Below are 13,509 nucleotides of genomic sequence, written 5' to 3'. Positions count from 1 at the left end.
GATGGCTCTATTCAATCATGCTCAAGTTGAACGTATTCCAGCATTTTCTGACTGCCATCAAGAATGTCACTACAGATCGCTTTGCGAGCTTGCGCGCCATCGCGTTTCTTGAGCGCGTCGAGTACATCCCAGTGATGGTCGATCGCCATGCGCTCGTTGAAGCTTCCATAGGCTCGAGCAATGAGCGGCCCGGTACGCATCCACAAGCCGTCGAGCAGGTTGGCAAGGACCGGCATGTCAGCGATTTGCGTCAAGCTGAAGTGAAACTCGTGATTGAAGGTCAGTGCTGACGCCAGGTCATTGTCTTTAATCGCTGCGAGGTTGTTTTCGATGCAGGTTTCCAGCCGCATCAATTGCTGCGGGGTCGCCAGCGATGCGGCGGTCTCGGCTGCCAATCCTTCGAGCGAGAGACGGATGCTTCTGATCTCCAGGTACTGCTTGGAGGTCAGTACCGGCACACGAATGTCTCTGGGTGTCTTGAGAACCAGCGCCTGCTCCTTGGCCAATTGCAGGATGGCGTCCCGTACAGGCGTGACACTCGTACCCAATTGTTCAGCAAGGTCGCGTATGCGCAGCCGGTCGTTAGGCTGGAAGCGGCCGGTGATCAAAGCTTCCCGGAGCAAGTCATAGATACCGCTGCCAAGGTATGAGTGTTTCAGGTTCTCAATGGGGTAATTCATCGCGTACTCGTGTGCGGCACATGCCCGGCTGGAGAGGGGAGGCTACCGCTAGCGATTATCGAGTAACTCAAACATGTTGCCCACCGTTTACGTGGATTTCTGCGCCATTGATATACGAAGCGCCGTGGGTGCAAAGGAAATGCACCAGTGCGGCGACTTCCTCGGGCTTGCCCATGCGTTTCATCGGGATCGAACGCTCGACTATCAGCTCGGTGCCGGCGGAGAGGATGGAGGTGTCGATTTCCCCCGGAGCGATCGCGTTTACGCGAACACCGTGAGGCCCGAAGTCATGCGCCATTTCGCGAGTCAGGGCGGAAAGCGCCGCTTTCGAACAGGCGTAAGCGACACCTGCAAACGGGTGGACGCGTGACCCGGCAATGGAGGTGACGTTAATAACCGAGCCTCGCGCCGTCTTCAGCTCCTCGAAAAGCCCCCGAGCCAGCAGTGCTGTCGAGAAGATGTTCACATTGAAGACGTTCAGCCATGTCGAATAGTCGGACTCCAGGACCCCTAGTCGCAGCCCATCTGAGCCCTTCGGTGACATGCCGGCGTTGTTCACCAGTGCATCCAGTCGGCCACCGAGCTTTTCCCTGATTTCTGGAAGTCTGCTCTGTACCTCCTCGACGTTCCCGAGGTCGAGGTGAATGTGGTTGGCCAGCCCCTCGGCCCATGGGCAGCCTTCGCCCAGATCCTGTCTTGAAGCGGTAAACACTCTCCAACCCGCGGCGCTGAAATGTTTCACGGTCGCGTGGCCAATGCCCCGACTGGCACCGGTGAGAAGCAAAGTACGTTGATCGGTCATGACGAGATCCCTTTCAGTGGTGAGGATGAGTGTAGATCAAAATATGATGCATCATATTTATTATGTGTTTTAATGGATTTTGTCCCCACCGGGGAAGCGTCACATTTCGATCGATTGCTGCCACTACAAGAAAACTGCCATCCCTTTAAAGCTGCCCACGACCCGTAGCTGACCTGGAGAGACGCATGAATAAGAAAATCGCAGCTGTACTTTTGCTTGGAACACTTGCAGGCCCGCTCAATGCCGCGGAAAAGCTGACCGTGGTGTCCTTTGGCGGAAACAATCGCCAGGCTCAGGAAAAGGCCTTCTACAAACCCTTCACAGCCCAGCACGCCACGACCATCACGGCCGATGACTACAATGGCGAAATGGCCAAGATCAAGGTGATGGCCGACACCGGCAAAACCAGTTGGGATGTTGTCGAGGTCGAATCTCCCGAGCTTATCCGTGGTTGCAGCGAAGGGTTGTTCGAGCCCCTGGACTGGAGCCGGATAGGCAAGAAGGAGGATTTCATTCCGGCTGCAGTGAGCGACTGTGGCGTCGGCATTTTCATCTGGTCGACTGTGCTTACCTACGATCCCAAGAAGCTCGCCGAAAGCCCGCAAGGTTGGGCCGATTTCTGGGACATGAAAAAATATCCCGGTAAGCGCGGCCTTCGTCGCGGAGCGAAATTCACCCTGGAGTTCGCGCTGCTTGCGGACGGAGTAAGCAACCAGGATGTCTACACGCTTCTCGGCACTGAAGCGGGTATTCAGCGCGCTTTCAAAAAGCTCGACGAGATCAAACCCAACATCCAGTGGTGGGATTCCGGCGCGCAGCCGCTGCAATGGCTGGTAGCCGGTGACGTGGTCATGACTTCCGCTTATAACGGTCGTGTCACCTCTGCCCAGGAGGAGGGCCAGTCATTTGCAATGCAATGGAATGGCAGCCTTTACGACCTTGACCACTGGGCGATCGTCAAAGGCTCCAAGAAAAAAGAACTGGCAGAAAGCTTCATCGCATTTGCCAGCGAGCCTGTTCAACAGAAGAATTTCGTCGAAGCCATCCCGTATGGGCCCAGCAACACAAATGCGATGAGCCTGGTAGATAAGCAAGTGGGCGAAAAACTCCCGACTGCACCGGAAAATCTGAAAAACGCCCGGGCTACCGACGCCGAGTTCTGGATCGACCATGGTGAAGATCTGGAGGAGCGATTCAACGCTTGGGTCAATAAGTGATAAATGGCGCCCTGGGAAACCGGGGCGCCATTAGCAAGCCGGATGAGGACGTGAGACATGCCACTTGAAAATTTAGCGGTTGATGACAGCTTACTGGAAGCTGCTCCAGCGCTGGTCACCGATGCGCAAGCGGGCGCGGTGCTCCAGCAGCAATTTGGTTTAAGCGGCAAGCTGGAAAAATTGGGTGGAGAGCGAGACCTGAATTTCCGCGTGATCCTTGAAGACGGCTCATCTCGTTTGTTCAAGCTCTCCCATCCGCTTGAGAACCCCGATGTGGTCGACTTCCACAACCAGGCGATGCGCAGGATCGAGCTTCGAGATCCCGATCTTCCGGTTCAACGCGTGCATCCGTCGCTTGCAGGCCAGTACGCCACCTTTGTCGAGATTGATGGGCAGCGCATGCTGGCCCGGCTCCTGTCTTTTGCAGACGGTATGCCCCTTCACTGCGTGAGTCGCACCACCACGGTGTTTCGCCGAGTCATTGGGCAGTCCATTGCCCGGCTTGATGTAGCGCTGCAAGGTTTCACTCATCCAGCCGCCGGGCATGCGCTGCTCTGGGACATGCAGCATGCCGCGCAGCTGCGACCGCTGCTGATTCACATCGAGCCAGGTCAGGGGCGAAGCCTGGTCGAACAAAGTCTCGAGCTGTACGAATCCGTCGTCTTGCCGCGGATCCCTCAGTTGCGCAAGCAGGTGATTCACAATGACACGAACCCGCACAATATTATCGTCGATGCCAAGCGCCCTGATGTCCTGCGCAGCATCCTGGATTTCGGTGACATGGTGTACGCCCCCTTGGTCAACGAAGTCGCGGTGGCCGCTTCATACCAACTTGGGCAAGACGGCGATGTCCTGGAGCCGGCACTGGATGTCATTGGCGCGTACCACCAACACAATCCGCTTACCCATGACGAGTTGGCGCTGCTGCCGGAGCTGCTGGCTACGCGGTTGGCATTAGCCCTGTGCATCAACTCATGGCGCGCCGAGCTGCATCCTGAGAATCGTCAGTACATCCTGCGAAACGCCCAGCGCGCGTGGGCAAATTTGAATGCAATGGCGTCGCTGTCTCGATCTGAAATTGAAGATCGAATTTCTTCAGCGTGCCTGCGAGAGGTGAAAGCATGAGCATGACCAACGGTTTCACTTCAGAGGACGCAAACCGGCTTTCGCAAACGGAACGACGCTTGATCGAGCGCCGCGAGCGCCTGTTGGGCCCGGCGTACCGTCTTTTCTACGAACGACCGCTGCATACCGTTCGGGGGGAGGGCGTTTGGCTCTTCGATGAGCAGGGGCGTCGTTATCTGGATGCCTACAACAACGTCGCTTCCATCGGTCACTGCCATCCCCGCGTGGTTGAGGCAATGTATCGGCAATCGCTTGTGCTGAACACGCATACCCGCTACCTGCAGGAAGGCATTCTCGACTATGCCGAGCAGTTGTTGGGCACATTCACGGGTGACCTGGATCGCGTCATGTTCACCTGTACCGGCAGCGAAGCGAATGACCTGGCGCTGCGGATCGCCAAGCAGTACACCGGCGGTACCGGCGTGATCATCACCCAGTTTGCCTACCACGGTGTAACGGGAGACATCGCCGAGCTTTCGCCGTCGCTCGGTCGCGCCATGGTGCTCCCGGCGCATGTCCGTACCGTTCGCGCACCTGACGCTTACCGTCTGGGGGCCGAGAACGTTGCGTCGACGTTCGCCGCAGACGTACGTGCCGCGATCGATGACTTGCAAGCCCACGGCATCCGTCCCGCGGCTATTTTGCTGGATGGCATTTTCTCCAGCGACGGCGTCCTGCCTGGGCCGGCGGGCTTTCTCGCTGAAGGTGTGGCGTTGGCCCAGGCAGAAGGCATGCTGTACATCGCAGACGAGGTACAGCCAGGCTTTGCCCGTACCGGTCTGAACATGTGGGGTTTTTCGCGGCATAACGTGCGTCCGGACATTGTCACGCTCGGTAAGCCCATGGGTAATGGCCAGCCGATTGCCGGTATTGTGGGACGCTCCGAGGTAGTCGATGAGTTCGGAAAGAACATGCGCTACTTCAATACGTTTGGCGGCAACCCGGTCTCGTGTGCAGCAGGCCAGGCTGTGCTGGACGTCATAAGGGACGAACATCTGCAGCAGCGATCGCATGACATTGGCGGTTATCTGCTGGATGGCCTGACCAAGCTTGCGCAGCGCCATGAAATGATCGGTGACGTCAGGGGCGCTGGCATGTTCCTCGGTGTTGAGCTGGTCACTGACCGTGCGACGAAGAGCCCCGCAGCCGAGCAGGCGCGCAAGGTGGTCAACGCAATGCGTGAACATGGCGTGCTGATCAGTGCCGCAGGCCCGCTTGAAAACGTGCTGAAGATACGACCGTTATTGGCGTTCACTGAAGAACATGCGGACATTCTTATCGGGGCGGTCGATGTCGCACTGCAGGAAGTTCATTGATGCTCGTTTGTTAGGGGCATAGTCGCGCCAAGCGCTTCCAGCTAAGCTGGGGGCATGGTTCTCCGAGAATGGATTCGATGATGCATCTACCGCTCGCTCTGGGTCTGTTACTTGCCGCTGCCTTGGTCGAAGCGGCTCCGCTGCAGGTGCCCACGCCGACCGAACTCAGGGCCAGGCTCGACAGTCTCAAGCCTGGCCAGTTTCTCTGGTATCCACAGGTCTCGCCGGTGGGACCGGTAACCGTGGTAGTCAGCCTCACCGAGCAACGTGCCTACGTCTATCGCAACGGCATCGCCATCGGCGTCAGCACCGTGAGCAGCGGCAAGGAAGGGCGCGAAACCCCCACCGGGGTATTCAGCATTCTGCAGAAAAAGGTCGAGCATAAATCCAGCCTCTACAACAGCGCGCCGATGCCCTACATGGAGCGTCTGACGTGGGACGGCATTGCCCTGCACGCTGGCCATCTACCTGGCTACCCCGCCTCACATGGTTGCGTGCGCCTACCGCTGGCGTTCGCCAAGAGTCTCTACGAAGTCACCGGTTTCAGCTCGACCACCGTCATCGTTTCCGACACCCATAGTGCACCGGTGGAGGTCTATCACCCCGGTGTGCTCGCGCCTACGGTCAGCGAGGGCAAGGCCCAAGGCCCGCTGGTATTGAGCAACCAACAGTTCTGGAACGATCCGGACCCGACGGCGGGGCCGTTGTCGATCCTGATCAGTCGCGCCGACCTGCGTGCCTACGTGTACCGTGGTGGCCAGTTGATCGGCTCGGCGCCAGCCTCGTCGCTTGAAAGCAGCCAGCATCGCAGTGGCATGGCGGTGTATTCCCTGTTGCAAAAGCCATCCGCTTTGGCACTCGACGCCGCGCTACCATTACGCTGGTCGGTGGTGGGGATGAGCAATCCGGAGTACGGGGATACACCCTATGAACAATTGGGCCAATTGAACATGAATCCGGAATTCCGTCGTCATTTACGCGCGGCGATGGACATCGGTACGACGCTGGTGATCACCGACTGGGCGTCCACCCGGGATACCCGCAGCAATGGAGAATTCACCGTGGTCAGCACCGAAGACAGTGAAGAACCTAAACCATTGGTCAAGAAATGATCGGCAATTCTGGAAAAATCAAGCAGAGTAGTGGACTTTGACTTCGATCCAGCTGATGTTTTCGCTCGGAGAGCGAGCCATAACAACGCCAAGCAACACCGACCACTAGGACTTAACGCCTGTTGACGGCTTCACGAGCGCAGACAGGTCTTTAACAGGATAATCCATGTCGCTGTTCGAACCATTGCGGGGAGCCATCCGGCTTTCAGTGGCCAGTGTTGGCCTGTTTTTCCTGAGCGCCTGGCACACCGCCCAGGCCCAGACGCTGCCTAGCGCTGCCGATCTGCAGCAATTGGCGCCGAACGCCAATCTTTCGACCCTGACCCTGGCACTCACCGCCTACGAGTGCGCCAGTCACAGCGACGCGGATAAATTGCTCACCGTGATCGACTACTCCAAGGCATCGCGTGACAAGCGTCTGTGGGTATTCGACCTGCGCTCGAAGAAACTGTTGTTCGAAGAATGGGTCGCCCATGGCAAGAACAGCGGCGCCGATGTACCGACGACGTTCTCCAACACCCCGAACAGCTACCAATCCTCCATCGGCCTGTATGAAACCGGTCAGACCTACAGCGGCAAGCACGGCCGCTCGCTGCGCCTGCAAGGGCTGGAGCCGGGGTTCAACGACAACAGCATGTCGCGGGCGATTGTCATGCATGCCGCCGCGTATGCCGATCCCAAGGTCGTTGCCGGTCTCGGGCGCCTGGGTCGCAGCCAGGGTTGTCCTGCCGTTCGGCCGGCAATTGCCGGCAAGCTGATCGATTCGCTGCGACGCGGTAGCTATGTGTTCGCCTATTACCCGCAGCAGGACTGGCTGAAAAAATCGCGCTTCCTTAACACGCAGAGCTGTTCGCTGGCCAATCAAGCGCTCGCTCGCAAGTAGTAGCAGTGCCACGTCCCCACCTGCGGCCGGGTGTCGACGCAAGAGAAGGAGGCTGAAGCATTCTCTTGGCCAACTCAGCGCCTGCGGGGGGCTTGCGCGTCCAATCAGCCGCGAACGAACTTCAACAGCTCCTGGTTGATCACCTCGCTATGCGTTGCGCACATCCCGTGCGGGTATTTCTCGAACACTTTGAGGGTGGCATTTTTCAGCAACTTGCTTGATAGCAGCGCGGAGGCGGCAATCGGAACGACCTGGTCGTCGTCTCCGTGCATGACCAGGGTCGGCACGCCGATCGCCCGCAGGTCCTCGGTAAAATCGGTCTGCGAGAAGGCCTTGATGCAGTCATAGTGGGCGTTGGCCGCGCCGGCCATGCCTTGTCGCCACCAGTTGTGGATCAGTCCCTGTGAAACCACAGCGCCCGGGCGGTTGAAGCCGTAGAACGGGCCGCTGGCAACCTCCAGATAGAATTGCGCTCGGTTGGCAGCCAGTTTCCTGCGGAAACCGTCAAAGACCTCGAGGGGAATACCGCCCGGATTCGCCGCGGTCTTCACCATGATCGGCGGCACCGCACCAATCAGCACCAGCTTGGCCACGCGCTTCTGTACTTGTCCATACCGGGCTACATAGCGCGCCGCCTCGCCGCCACCGGTCGAATGACCGATATGCACCGCGTTGCGCAGGTCCAGCTGTTGCACCAGTTCCGCGACGTCCGCCGCGTAGTGGTCCATGTCGTGGCCGTCGCTTACCTGGGAAGAGCGGCCGTGACCGCGCCGGTCATGGGCGATGACCCTATAGCCATGGGCAACGAAGAACAGCGCCTGGCTGTCCCAATCGTCACTGCTCAGGGGCCAGCCATGGTGGAACACGATTGGCTGGGCGCTCTTCGGCCCCCAGTCCTTGTAGAAGATTTCAACGCCCTCTCGGGTGGTCACTTTGCTCATGGTCATGATTCCGTGGTCAGGGGGGGATGAGAGTGCAGCGAAGATCGTCGAGGGTATGGCGGCGAGGGCCGCGACTCCCACGCCGAGCAACAGGAAATCCCGCCTGTCTGGGCTGTGGGGCCCAAGGTTCGTGGTATCGCTCATGGGTAACTCCGCGTCAGTCAGCGGGCTCAGGCGCCATTGAGGCTCCCGTGTCCGCTCAGTAGATGGGGCGGTCCGGTGATCAGCGACCTTCCAGCTTTTTCACCACCTCGTCGGTGGTCACCAGGCCGTTGGCGATGTAGCGGAAGTTGATCAGCGCACTGCCGTAACCGTCGCCGTCAGGCAGCTTCGGCCCGGCGATGGCGTCACGTACGACGACCACCTCGAAACCGCGCTCGAGGAACTCGCGAAGGTGCGACTCGACGCACAGGTTGGCGGCCATGCCGGCCAGCACAATCTTGTCGATCCGTTGCTTGCGCAGCTGCAGCATCAGGTCGTTGCTCTGCGGGCCATACAACTTGTGCGGCGACGCCACGAGCGTCTTGCCGTCTTCGATGAAAGGCTTGAACTCCGGCATGAAATCGGCGCCCGAGTTGCGGAAACCGTCCAGCGTCAGCGCGCCCTTGCGATCGAAGAGGCCAAGCCTGTGCTGTACGGTCTCGGCTGGTGCCTCGAACGCCCACTTGTGGTCGTGGGGATAGTAGTAGTGCGGCGAGATGGCTACGGTTGCACCGGCTTTCTTGAAGGCCGCGAAAAGTCGTCCCAGGTTCGGGACCAGGTGCTGCTCGGTAACGCTCTCGCCGAAGACCGCCCAGCCCGCGCCCTTTGAACTCATGAAGTCGATCTGCGGGTCGATCACGACCAATGCGGTCCGGCCCATGTCCCATTGGTAGGTTGAGGCCGGAAGCGACGGTTTGACCGGATCGGCGTAGGGCGTCCCGCTGCAGTAGCCGATGCCGGGTGCCATAAGGAGGGCGCCCAGCAGGGTGGCGTAGAGCATGGTTGCGCGATGGGGGCTGTTGAAGGTCATCTGCATATCCTCGTGAAGGGTCGCCGAGCGCAATCAGGCCACCGGGATGGCCGGATCTGCCGCAGCCAGGGCAGTGGCACGGTCGGCGGCCGGTGGGTAGATCCAGACCGTGTTGATTTGGCTCTTGAGTGCCTTGGCTTCGTGCTTGACCAGCTTGAGCTGGCGATCCCAACCCTCGGTGAAGGCCGCTCCCCAGGTACCAAGGTCCAGGCAGGTCACGTACTTCGGCTGGCGGTACGGTGTCGGGTCGATGCCCAGCAGGTCGGCGGCGGCGTTATTGCCGGCATGCCGGCCCAGGGCGATGGCGTGCTGGCAGGACATCACCGAGAAGTTGCCAAGATCATCGGTCGCAGCGTTGGCTACATCGCCAGCCGCGAACACGTAGTCCTGCTGGCAGACCTTGAGGTTGCCATCGACGTGCAGTCGTCCTTGCGGGTCGCGCACGCCGCTCAGGCGCTCGGTAAGCGGGCTGGCACGGAAACCGACCGTCCAGATAACGGTACTGGCCTCGATCCGGGTACCGTCCTCAAGGGTCACGCCGTCGGCATCCACGGAGGACACGCTGGCATCGACGATCCATTCGACGCCCAGGTGTTTCGAGGCCTCGAGGATGGGACCGCGAATTTCGTCACCCAGAACGGCGGCCACCTGGGCGCCACGATCGACGATGACGACCCGGACCTGACTGTCGGCACCCAACACTGCACGCAGGCGCTCGGGCATCTCTGTGGCCGTTTCGATGCCGGTGAAGCCTCCACCGGCGACCACCACTGTATTGCGCGCCGGTGTGAACGGGCGGTTCTTGAGGGACTTGAGATGGTTTTCCAGGCGAACCGCGCCTTCGATCTGGTCCACGTCGAAGGTGTGTTGCTCGATACCGTCCAGGTTCGGGCGATGCAGCTGGCTGCCCGCCGCCAGCACCAGGCGATCATAGCCCAGCGCGACCAGGTCGCCGGCTTCGTCATGGTAGGTAACGGTGCGGTACTGTTCGTTGATGGCCTGGGCAGTGCCCTTGATGAAGCGGATACCTACGGCGTCGAACAGGTCACCCAGCGGGGCGAACATCTTGTGCACATCAGGCTCGTAGAAGCGCGGGCGCATCCGCAGTTCCGCCTGCGGAGCGAGCACGCTGATCTTCACGTCGTTGCGATCATGCATGTCCAGCAGGCGGGCGGCGCTCAAGGCACTCCAGACACCGCCAAAACCCGCGCCGATGATCAGAATATGCTGTTTCATAACGTGCTCCCCGAATAAGAATGATTGAACTTGGAGACTGTCCTTCAAGTCAGTCGCTACGGAAAAATCTTATTCGAGAGTCTTTTTTCGGGCACTTCTACATGAGGATTGAACAACCGCGCCTAGGTCTCGTGGATATATACCAAAGTCTTTTCAGGCGCAGTCGTCATGCAATCCGAGCGCTTGCCCCATGCGTACCAGATCGGCAAAGGTGCGCGCATTCATCTTGCGCATGGCTTGGCCGCGATGGGTCTTCACCGTGATTTCACTCAGCCCCAGGACCCCGGCGATCTGTTTGTTCATTAGCCCGGACACGGCGAGCGCCATGACTGTCCGCTCCCGGCTACTGAGCATTTCATAGCAACTGCGCAGTGCCTGTCTGCCCTGTTCCGTCTCGCGACGTTGGCGGTCTTTGGCAATGGCAAAGGCAACGGCGTCGATCAGGTCCTGGTCACGGAAGGGCTTGGTGAGGAAGTCGATGGCGCCGGCCTTCATGGCGCGCACAGTCATCGCGATATCGCCGTAGCCGGTCATGAAGATGATCGGCACGTGGATGTCGGCCGCGGCGAGGTAACCCTGGAAGTCCAGGCCGCTGGCGCCTTGGAGGCGTACATCGAGGACCATGCAGCCAGGTACATCGGGGCGGGGGAAGGACATGAAGTCGTCCACGCTGGCGAACAACCCGACCCGCAGGCCGATGGAACGCAACAGGCTGCCCACGGACTCTCGGATCATGCTGTCGTCGTCCATGACATAGATGAAGGGTTCGGCGCCGGCGGTACTGCTGTTCATGGGGGGACGGTGTTCCTTGTTGATAGGGGCCGATGGCAGCTCGGTTGGGCAAATCCTAGGGGCAATGCATTCGACCGCCAATGCCAAATACCCCTTGGTTATTGCCAGCACACCGGTGCGGGCGTCCCCATGTTCAACTGGCGCGGGAGAAGCGGCTGCGGTAATCCCGCGGAGAGATGGAGAGATTGCGCTGGAAGGTAGTGCGCATGCGCTCCTCGTCACCGAAGCCACAGAGATAGGCGATCCGGTCGATATTTCGGCGTGAGTTCTCCAGCATCCGCCGAGCCGCCTCCAGACGAAACAGTTCCAGCGCCTTGCCGGGGGTACGGCCGGTTTTCAGCTTGTAGACCCGGGAGAAGTTGCGCGGGCTCATCTGCACCTGCTGGGCAAGGTCCTCCACCGTAAGCTTTTCATCGCCCAGGTTTTCCATCATCCACAGGTGCAGGCCATCGAACACGGCCGCATCGCGAGACTGGCTCTGCAGCAGCGTGCTGTACTGGGCCTGGCCGCCGGGGCGCTTGAGGTACACCACCAGTTGCCGGGCCACATACATGGACACCTCCCGACCGCAATCACCCTCGACCATGGCCAGGGCCAGGTCGATCCCGGCGGTCACCCCGGCGGAGGTCCATATCTGGTCCTGCTGGATGAAGATGGCATCGTCGTCCACCTCGACTTCGGGAAACCGTGCGCGCAGGTCTTCGCACATGGCCCAGTGGGTGGCAGCACGGCGGCCGTCGAGCAGGCCGGCCTTGGCCAGCAGGAAGGCGCCGCTACAGACCGAGGCAATTCGCCGTGCCCGGCCAGCGGCACCGCGAAGCCAGTCCACCAGCGGCTGGTAGTCGTCGAGGGTCTTGCAGATATCGGGAGCGCCGGGAACGATGAGCGTGTCCACCGGTTGGTCTGGCGACTGCTCGAGGGGGAGTGTATCCACGAACATGCCTTCCACCGTCTCGATCAACCCGCCTTCCAGGCTGCAGGTGTGCAACCGGTAGCCTGGCAGCCCCCGTTTCACCATGGCCCTGGAAGCCGCCCAAAACACGGTTTGGGCACCGCTGAGGTCCAGTAGTGCCATTTTCGGATAGACCACGCAGACCACCAGTCGAGGCTGGTTCGCGGGCTGAAGCGAAGACTCGAGGCTGGGCATGTTCATAGGCCTGCCATGGTCGGACTCGCGAAGAGAACTGCAATTTTATCATTGATCGGCGACACCGACAGCCGCGCTTGCGAATTCGGCATCGGGGGCCAGCACATGACGTATCCTCGCAACCAGCAGCCGGCAGGCCTCTCGGGTGTCCTCCAGCCGAAGGCTATCGGGCCATTCGCCAGTGATCGAAGCGCCCTCCAGCAACCGGTTGAGGCAATCTGCCAAACGCTCCAGTTCTTCGAGATCCCGTAGTACCTGGGCAATACAATCGGAGAATCCAAGGGACGCGATGTTGTCGAAAACCAGCGTGTTGGCACAAGGCAGATAGCCGCCCAGCCCGGTAATGGGATGGGCAAGCCGGGAAAGCTGGCTGGCCGCCATGAGTGCCATGCTACGCAGTACTTTGCGCAGGGCTCTAAAGCTGAAGCGGCGCAAAAGCCATTGGGCCAGCTGCAGATTACAGTGCAGCTGGGCAGTGAGCATGTACTGCTGCTGAAGCAGCACCACCAGCTCTATCCGGGTGGCGACCGACATCGCCCCGGCGAGACTGTCAATGGCATGGTTCATGACGTTCATTCCTCTGCACCCGTTGACCGACGCCCCTCCACAGGCAGGGCGAGCGTTGCTCAGTGAAGACACTCCAGCGCTCGGCAATCACGATAAGCCTTCGGATACTCAGGAGCACTTCTACCTGAAGTTGGTGAGTTCATACCCTCGCCTGGTGTCTTGATACTTTGGTTCAACGTCGTCGAAGGGCGGACTCAACACAGATAAGAAGCTTGTCGGCCTCGAACGGCTTGGGCAGCAGGCAGGCGACCAGCGCCGGACAAAGATTACCGATGAGCGACGGTGCCTCGGGGTATGCGGTGATGAATACCGTTGGCAGGCGTAACCCCAGCAGCACCAGCCGGTCATGGAGTTCAAAACCGCTCATACCTGGCATTTGGATATCCGAAATCAGACAGTGGGCTTGGCAAGGGCCATCGGAACTCAGGAAGTCCTGGGCATCGCTATAGGTTCGCGCGCGGTATCCGCTGGATCTCAATAAGGTAGCCAATGCCGCACGAAAAGATTCGTCGTCATCCACGATTGCAATAACGGCCGAGTTGCGGGTTTTAGTTTCCGGCATTTTGCGGGGCTCACGACGGCGTCTTCGTTCCTTTCACGATACGCGCTCCTGTCCGCTGGCAAATGACACCTAGGTATTGCTGGCGCATGGGTCGACGCGAACAGGACGCCCACGGTT

15 protein-coding genes are annotated in these 13,509 nt (G+C 59.7%); 6 read left to right on the top strand and 9 right to left on the bottom strand.

The features are described 5' to 3' along the window. Positions 1-11: 11 nt before the first annotated feature. Together ACO6VD_RS16140 and ACO6VD_RS16135 are read right to left on the bottom strand one after the other, a co-directional pair. Positions 12-680, bottom strand: a complete 669-nt coding sequence (locus ACO6VD_RS16140; protein ID WP_422420492.1) for a GntR family transcriptional regulator — start codon at positions 678-680, stop codon at positions 12-14. 67 nt (positions 681-747) lie between these two features. Next, entirely contained in the window at positions 748-1,482 is a 735-nt protein-coding gene (locus ACO6VD_RS16135; RefSeq protein ID WP_422420490.1) for an SDR family NAD(P)-dependent oxidoreductase, read from the bottom strand. Positions 1,483-1,667: 185 nt separating this feature from the next. Here ACO6VD_RS16135 and ACO6VD_RS16130 point away from each other — a divergent pair, with 185 nt between their 5' ends. From ACO6VD_RS16130 to ACO6VD_RS16110, 5 genes are all read left to right on the top strand, one after another. Beyond that, the gene (locus ACO6VD_RS16130; RefSeq protein WP_422420488.1) at positions 1,668-2,699 is read left to right on the top strand and encodes a polyamine ABC transporter substrate-binding protein; all 1,032 of its coding nucleotides are present in this window, start codon (positions 1,668-1,670) and stop codon (positions 2,697-2,699) included. 57 nt (positions 2,700-2,756) lie between these two features. After that, on the top strand, positions 2,757-3,824 hold the full coding sequence (locus ACO6VD_RS16125; protein ID WP_422420486.1) for a phosphotransferase: 1,068 nt from the start codon (positions 2,757-2,759) through the stop codon (positions 3,822-3,824). Beyond that, entirely contained in the window at positions 3,821-5,140 is a 1,320-nt protein-coding gene (locus ACO6VD_RS16120) for an aspartate aminotransferase family protein (protein WP_422420484.1), read from the top strand. The genes ACO6VD_RS16125 and ACO6VD_RS16120 overlap by 4 nt, the downstream gene beginning before the upstream one ends. 77 nt (positions 5,141-5,217) lie before the next feature. Next, on the top strand, positions 5,218-6,252 hold the full coding sequence (locus tag ACO6VD_RS16115; RefSeq protein ID WP_422420482.1) for a L,D-transpeptidase: 1,035 nt from the start codon (positions 5,218-5,220) through the stop codon (positions 6,250-6,252). Positions 6,253-6,418: 166 nt separating this feature from the next. Further along, positions 6,419-7,135, top strand: coding sequence for a murein L,D-transpeptidase catalytic domain family protein (locus ACO6VD_RS16110; RefSeq protein ID WP_422420480.1), 717 nt, complete (start codon positions 6,419-6,421; stop codon positions 7,133-7,135). Between the two features lie 104 nt (positions 7,136-7,239). Here ACO6VD_RS16110 and ACO6VD_RS16105 read toward each other — a convergent pair whose 3' ends face one another. The 6 genes from ACO6VD_RS16105 to ACO6VD_RS16080 all read right to left on the bottom strand — a co-directional run bounded on the left by ACO6VD_RS16105 (position 7,240) and on the right by ACO6VD_RS16080 (position 12,830). Further along, a complete protein-coding gene (locus ACO6VD_RS16105) occupies positions 7,240-8,076 on the bottom strand; it encodes an alpha/beta fold hydrolase (protein ID WP_422420479.1) in 837 nt (278 codons plus the stop codon). A 223-nt stretch (positions 8,077-8,299) separates the two neighbouring features. Continuing rightward, positions 8,300-9,025 (bottom strand): cysteine hydrolase, encoded by a 726-nt coding sequence (locus ACO6VD_RS16100; protein WP_422420647.1) that lies wholly within the window; start codon positions 9,023-9,025, stop codon positions 8,300-8,302. 96 nt (positions 9,026-9,121) lie between these two features. After that, a complete protein-coding gene (locus tag ACO6VD_RS16095; protein ID WP_422420478.1) occupies positions 9,122-10,324 on the bottom strand; it encodes an NAD(P)/FAD-dependent oxidoreductase in 1,203 nt (400 codons plus the stop codon). A gap of 153 nt (positions 10,325-10,477) precedes the next feature. Beyond that, entirely contained in the window at positions 10,478-11,116 is a 639-nt protein-coding gene (locus ACO6VD_RS16090) for a response regulator transcription factor (protein WP_422420477.1), read from the bottom strand. A 133-nt stretch (positions 11,117-11,249) separates the two neighbouring features. After that, a complete protein-coding gene (locus ACO6VD_RS16085) occupies positions 11,250-12,269 on the bottom strand; it encodes a GlxA family transcriptional regulator (RefSeq protein ID WP_422420476.1) in 1,020 nt (339 codons plus the stop codon). A gap of 42 nt (positions 12,270-12,311) precedes the next feature. Beyond that, positions 12,312-12,830, bottom strand: a complete 519-nt coding sequence (locus ACO6VD_RS16080; protein ID WP_422420474.1) for a hypothetical protein — start codon at positions 12,828-12,830, stop codon at positions 12,312-12,314. Between ACO6VD_RS16080 and ACO6VD_RS16075 the strand changes: the two genes are divergently transcribed. Continuing rightward, positions 12,829-12,993 carry a hypothetical protein gene (locus tag ACO6VD_RS16075; protein ID WP_422420473.1) on the top strand — a complete coding sequence of 55 codons (165 nt, stop codon included), beginning with the start codon at positions 12,829-12,831 and terminating at the stop codon, positions 12,991-12,993. The genes ACO6VD_RS16080 and ACO6VD_RS16075 overlap by 2 nt on opposite strands. 9 nt (positions 12,994-13,002) lie before the next feature. Here ACO6VD_RS16075 and ACO6VD_RS16070 read toward each other — a convergent pair whose 3' ends face one another. Further along, entirely contained in the window at positions 13,003-13,392 is a 390-nt protein-coding gene (locus ACO6VD_RS16070) for a response regulator transcription factor (protein ID WP_422420471.1), read from the bottom strand. Between the last annotated feature and the right edge of the window lie 117 nt (positions 13,393-13,509).

This window comes from Pseudomonas sp. GZD-222 (assembly GCF_049310525.1).
Classification (GTDB): Bacteria; Pseudomonadota; Gammaproteobacteria; order Pseudomonadales; family Pseudomonadaceae; genus Aquipseudomonas.
The sequence above is the reverse complement of the archived record's forward strand: the minus strand, read 5'-3'. Positions and strand labels throughout refer to the sequence as shown.

Coding starts and splice junctions, on each gene's coding strand:
- ACO6VD_RS16140 (WP_422420492.1), bottom strand. CDS start 680: ATGAATTACCCCATTGAGAACCTGAAACACTCATACCTTGGCAGCGGT.
- ACO6VD_RS16135 (WP_422420490.1), bottom strand. CDS start 1,482: ATGACCGATCAACGTACTTTGCTTCTCACCGGTGCCAGTCGGGGCATT.
- ACO6VD_RS16130 (WP_422420488.1), top strand. CDS start 1,668: ATGAATAAGAAAATCGCAGCTGTACTTTTGCTTGGAACACTTGCAGGC.
- ACO6VD_RS16125 (WP_422420486.1), top strand. CDS start 2,757: ATGCCACTTGAAAATTTAGCGGTTGATGACAGCTTACTGGAAGCTGCT.
- ACO6VD_RS16120 (WP_422420484.1), top strand. CDS start 3,821: ATGAGCATGACCAACGGTTTCACTTCAGAGGACGCAAACCGGCTTTCG.
- ACO6VD_RS16115 (WP_422420482.1), top strand. CDS start 5,218: ATGATGCATCTACCGCTCGCTCTGGGTCTGTTACTTGCCGCTGCCTTG.
- ACO6VD_RS16110 (WP_422420480.1), top strand. CDS start 6,419: ATGTCGCTGTTCGAACCATTGCGGGGAGCCATCCGGCTTTCAGTGGCC.
- ACO6VD_RS16105 (WP_422420479.1), bottom strand. CDS start 8,076: ATGAGCAAAGTGACCACCCGAGAGGGCGTTGAAATCTTCTACAAGGAC.
- ACO6VD_RS16100 (WP_422420647.1), bottom strand. CDS start 9,025: ATGGCACCCGGCATCGGCTACTGCAGCGGGACGCCCTACGCCGATCCG.
- ACO6VD_RS16095 (WP_422420478.1), bottom strand. CDS start 10,324: ATGAAACAGCATATTCTGATCATCGGCGCGGGTTTTGGCGGTGTCTGG.
- ACO6VD_RS16090 (WP_422420477.1), bottom strand. CDS start 11,116: ATGAACAGCAGTACCGCCGGCGCCGAACCCTTCATCTATGTCATGGAC.
- ACO6VD_RS16085 (WP_422420476.1), bottom strand. CDS start 12,269: ATGAACATGCCCAGCCTCGAGTCTTCGCTTCAGCCCGCGAACCAGCCT.
- ACO6VD_RS16075 (WP_422420473.1), top strand. CDS start 12,829: ATGACGTTCATTCCTCTGCACCCGTTGACCGACGCCCCTCCACAGGCA.
- ACO6VD_RS16080 (WP_422420474.1), bottom strand. CDS start 12,830: ATGAACCATGCCATTGACAGTCTCGCCGGGGCGATGTCGGTCGCCACC.
- ACO6VD_RS16070 (WP_422420471.1), bottom strand. CDS start 13,392: ATGCCGGAAACTAAAACCCGCAACTCGGCCGTTATTGCAATCGTGGAT.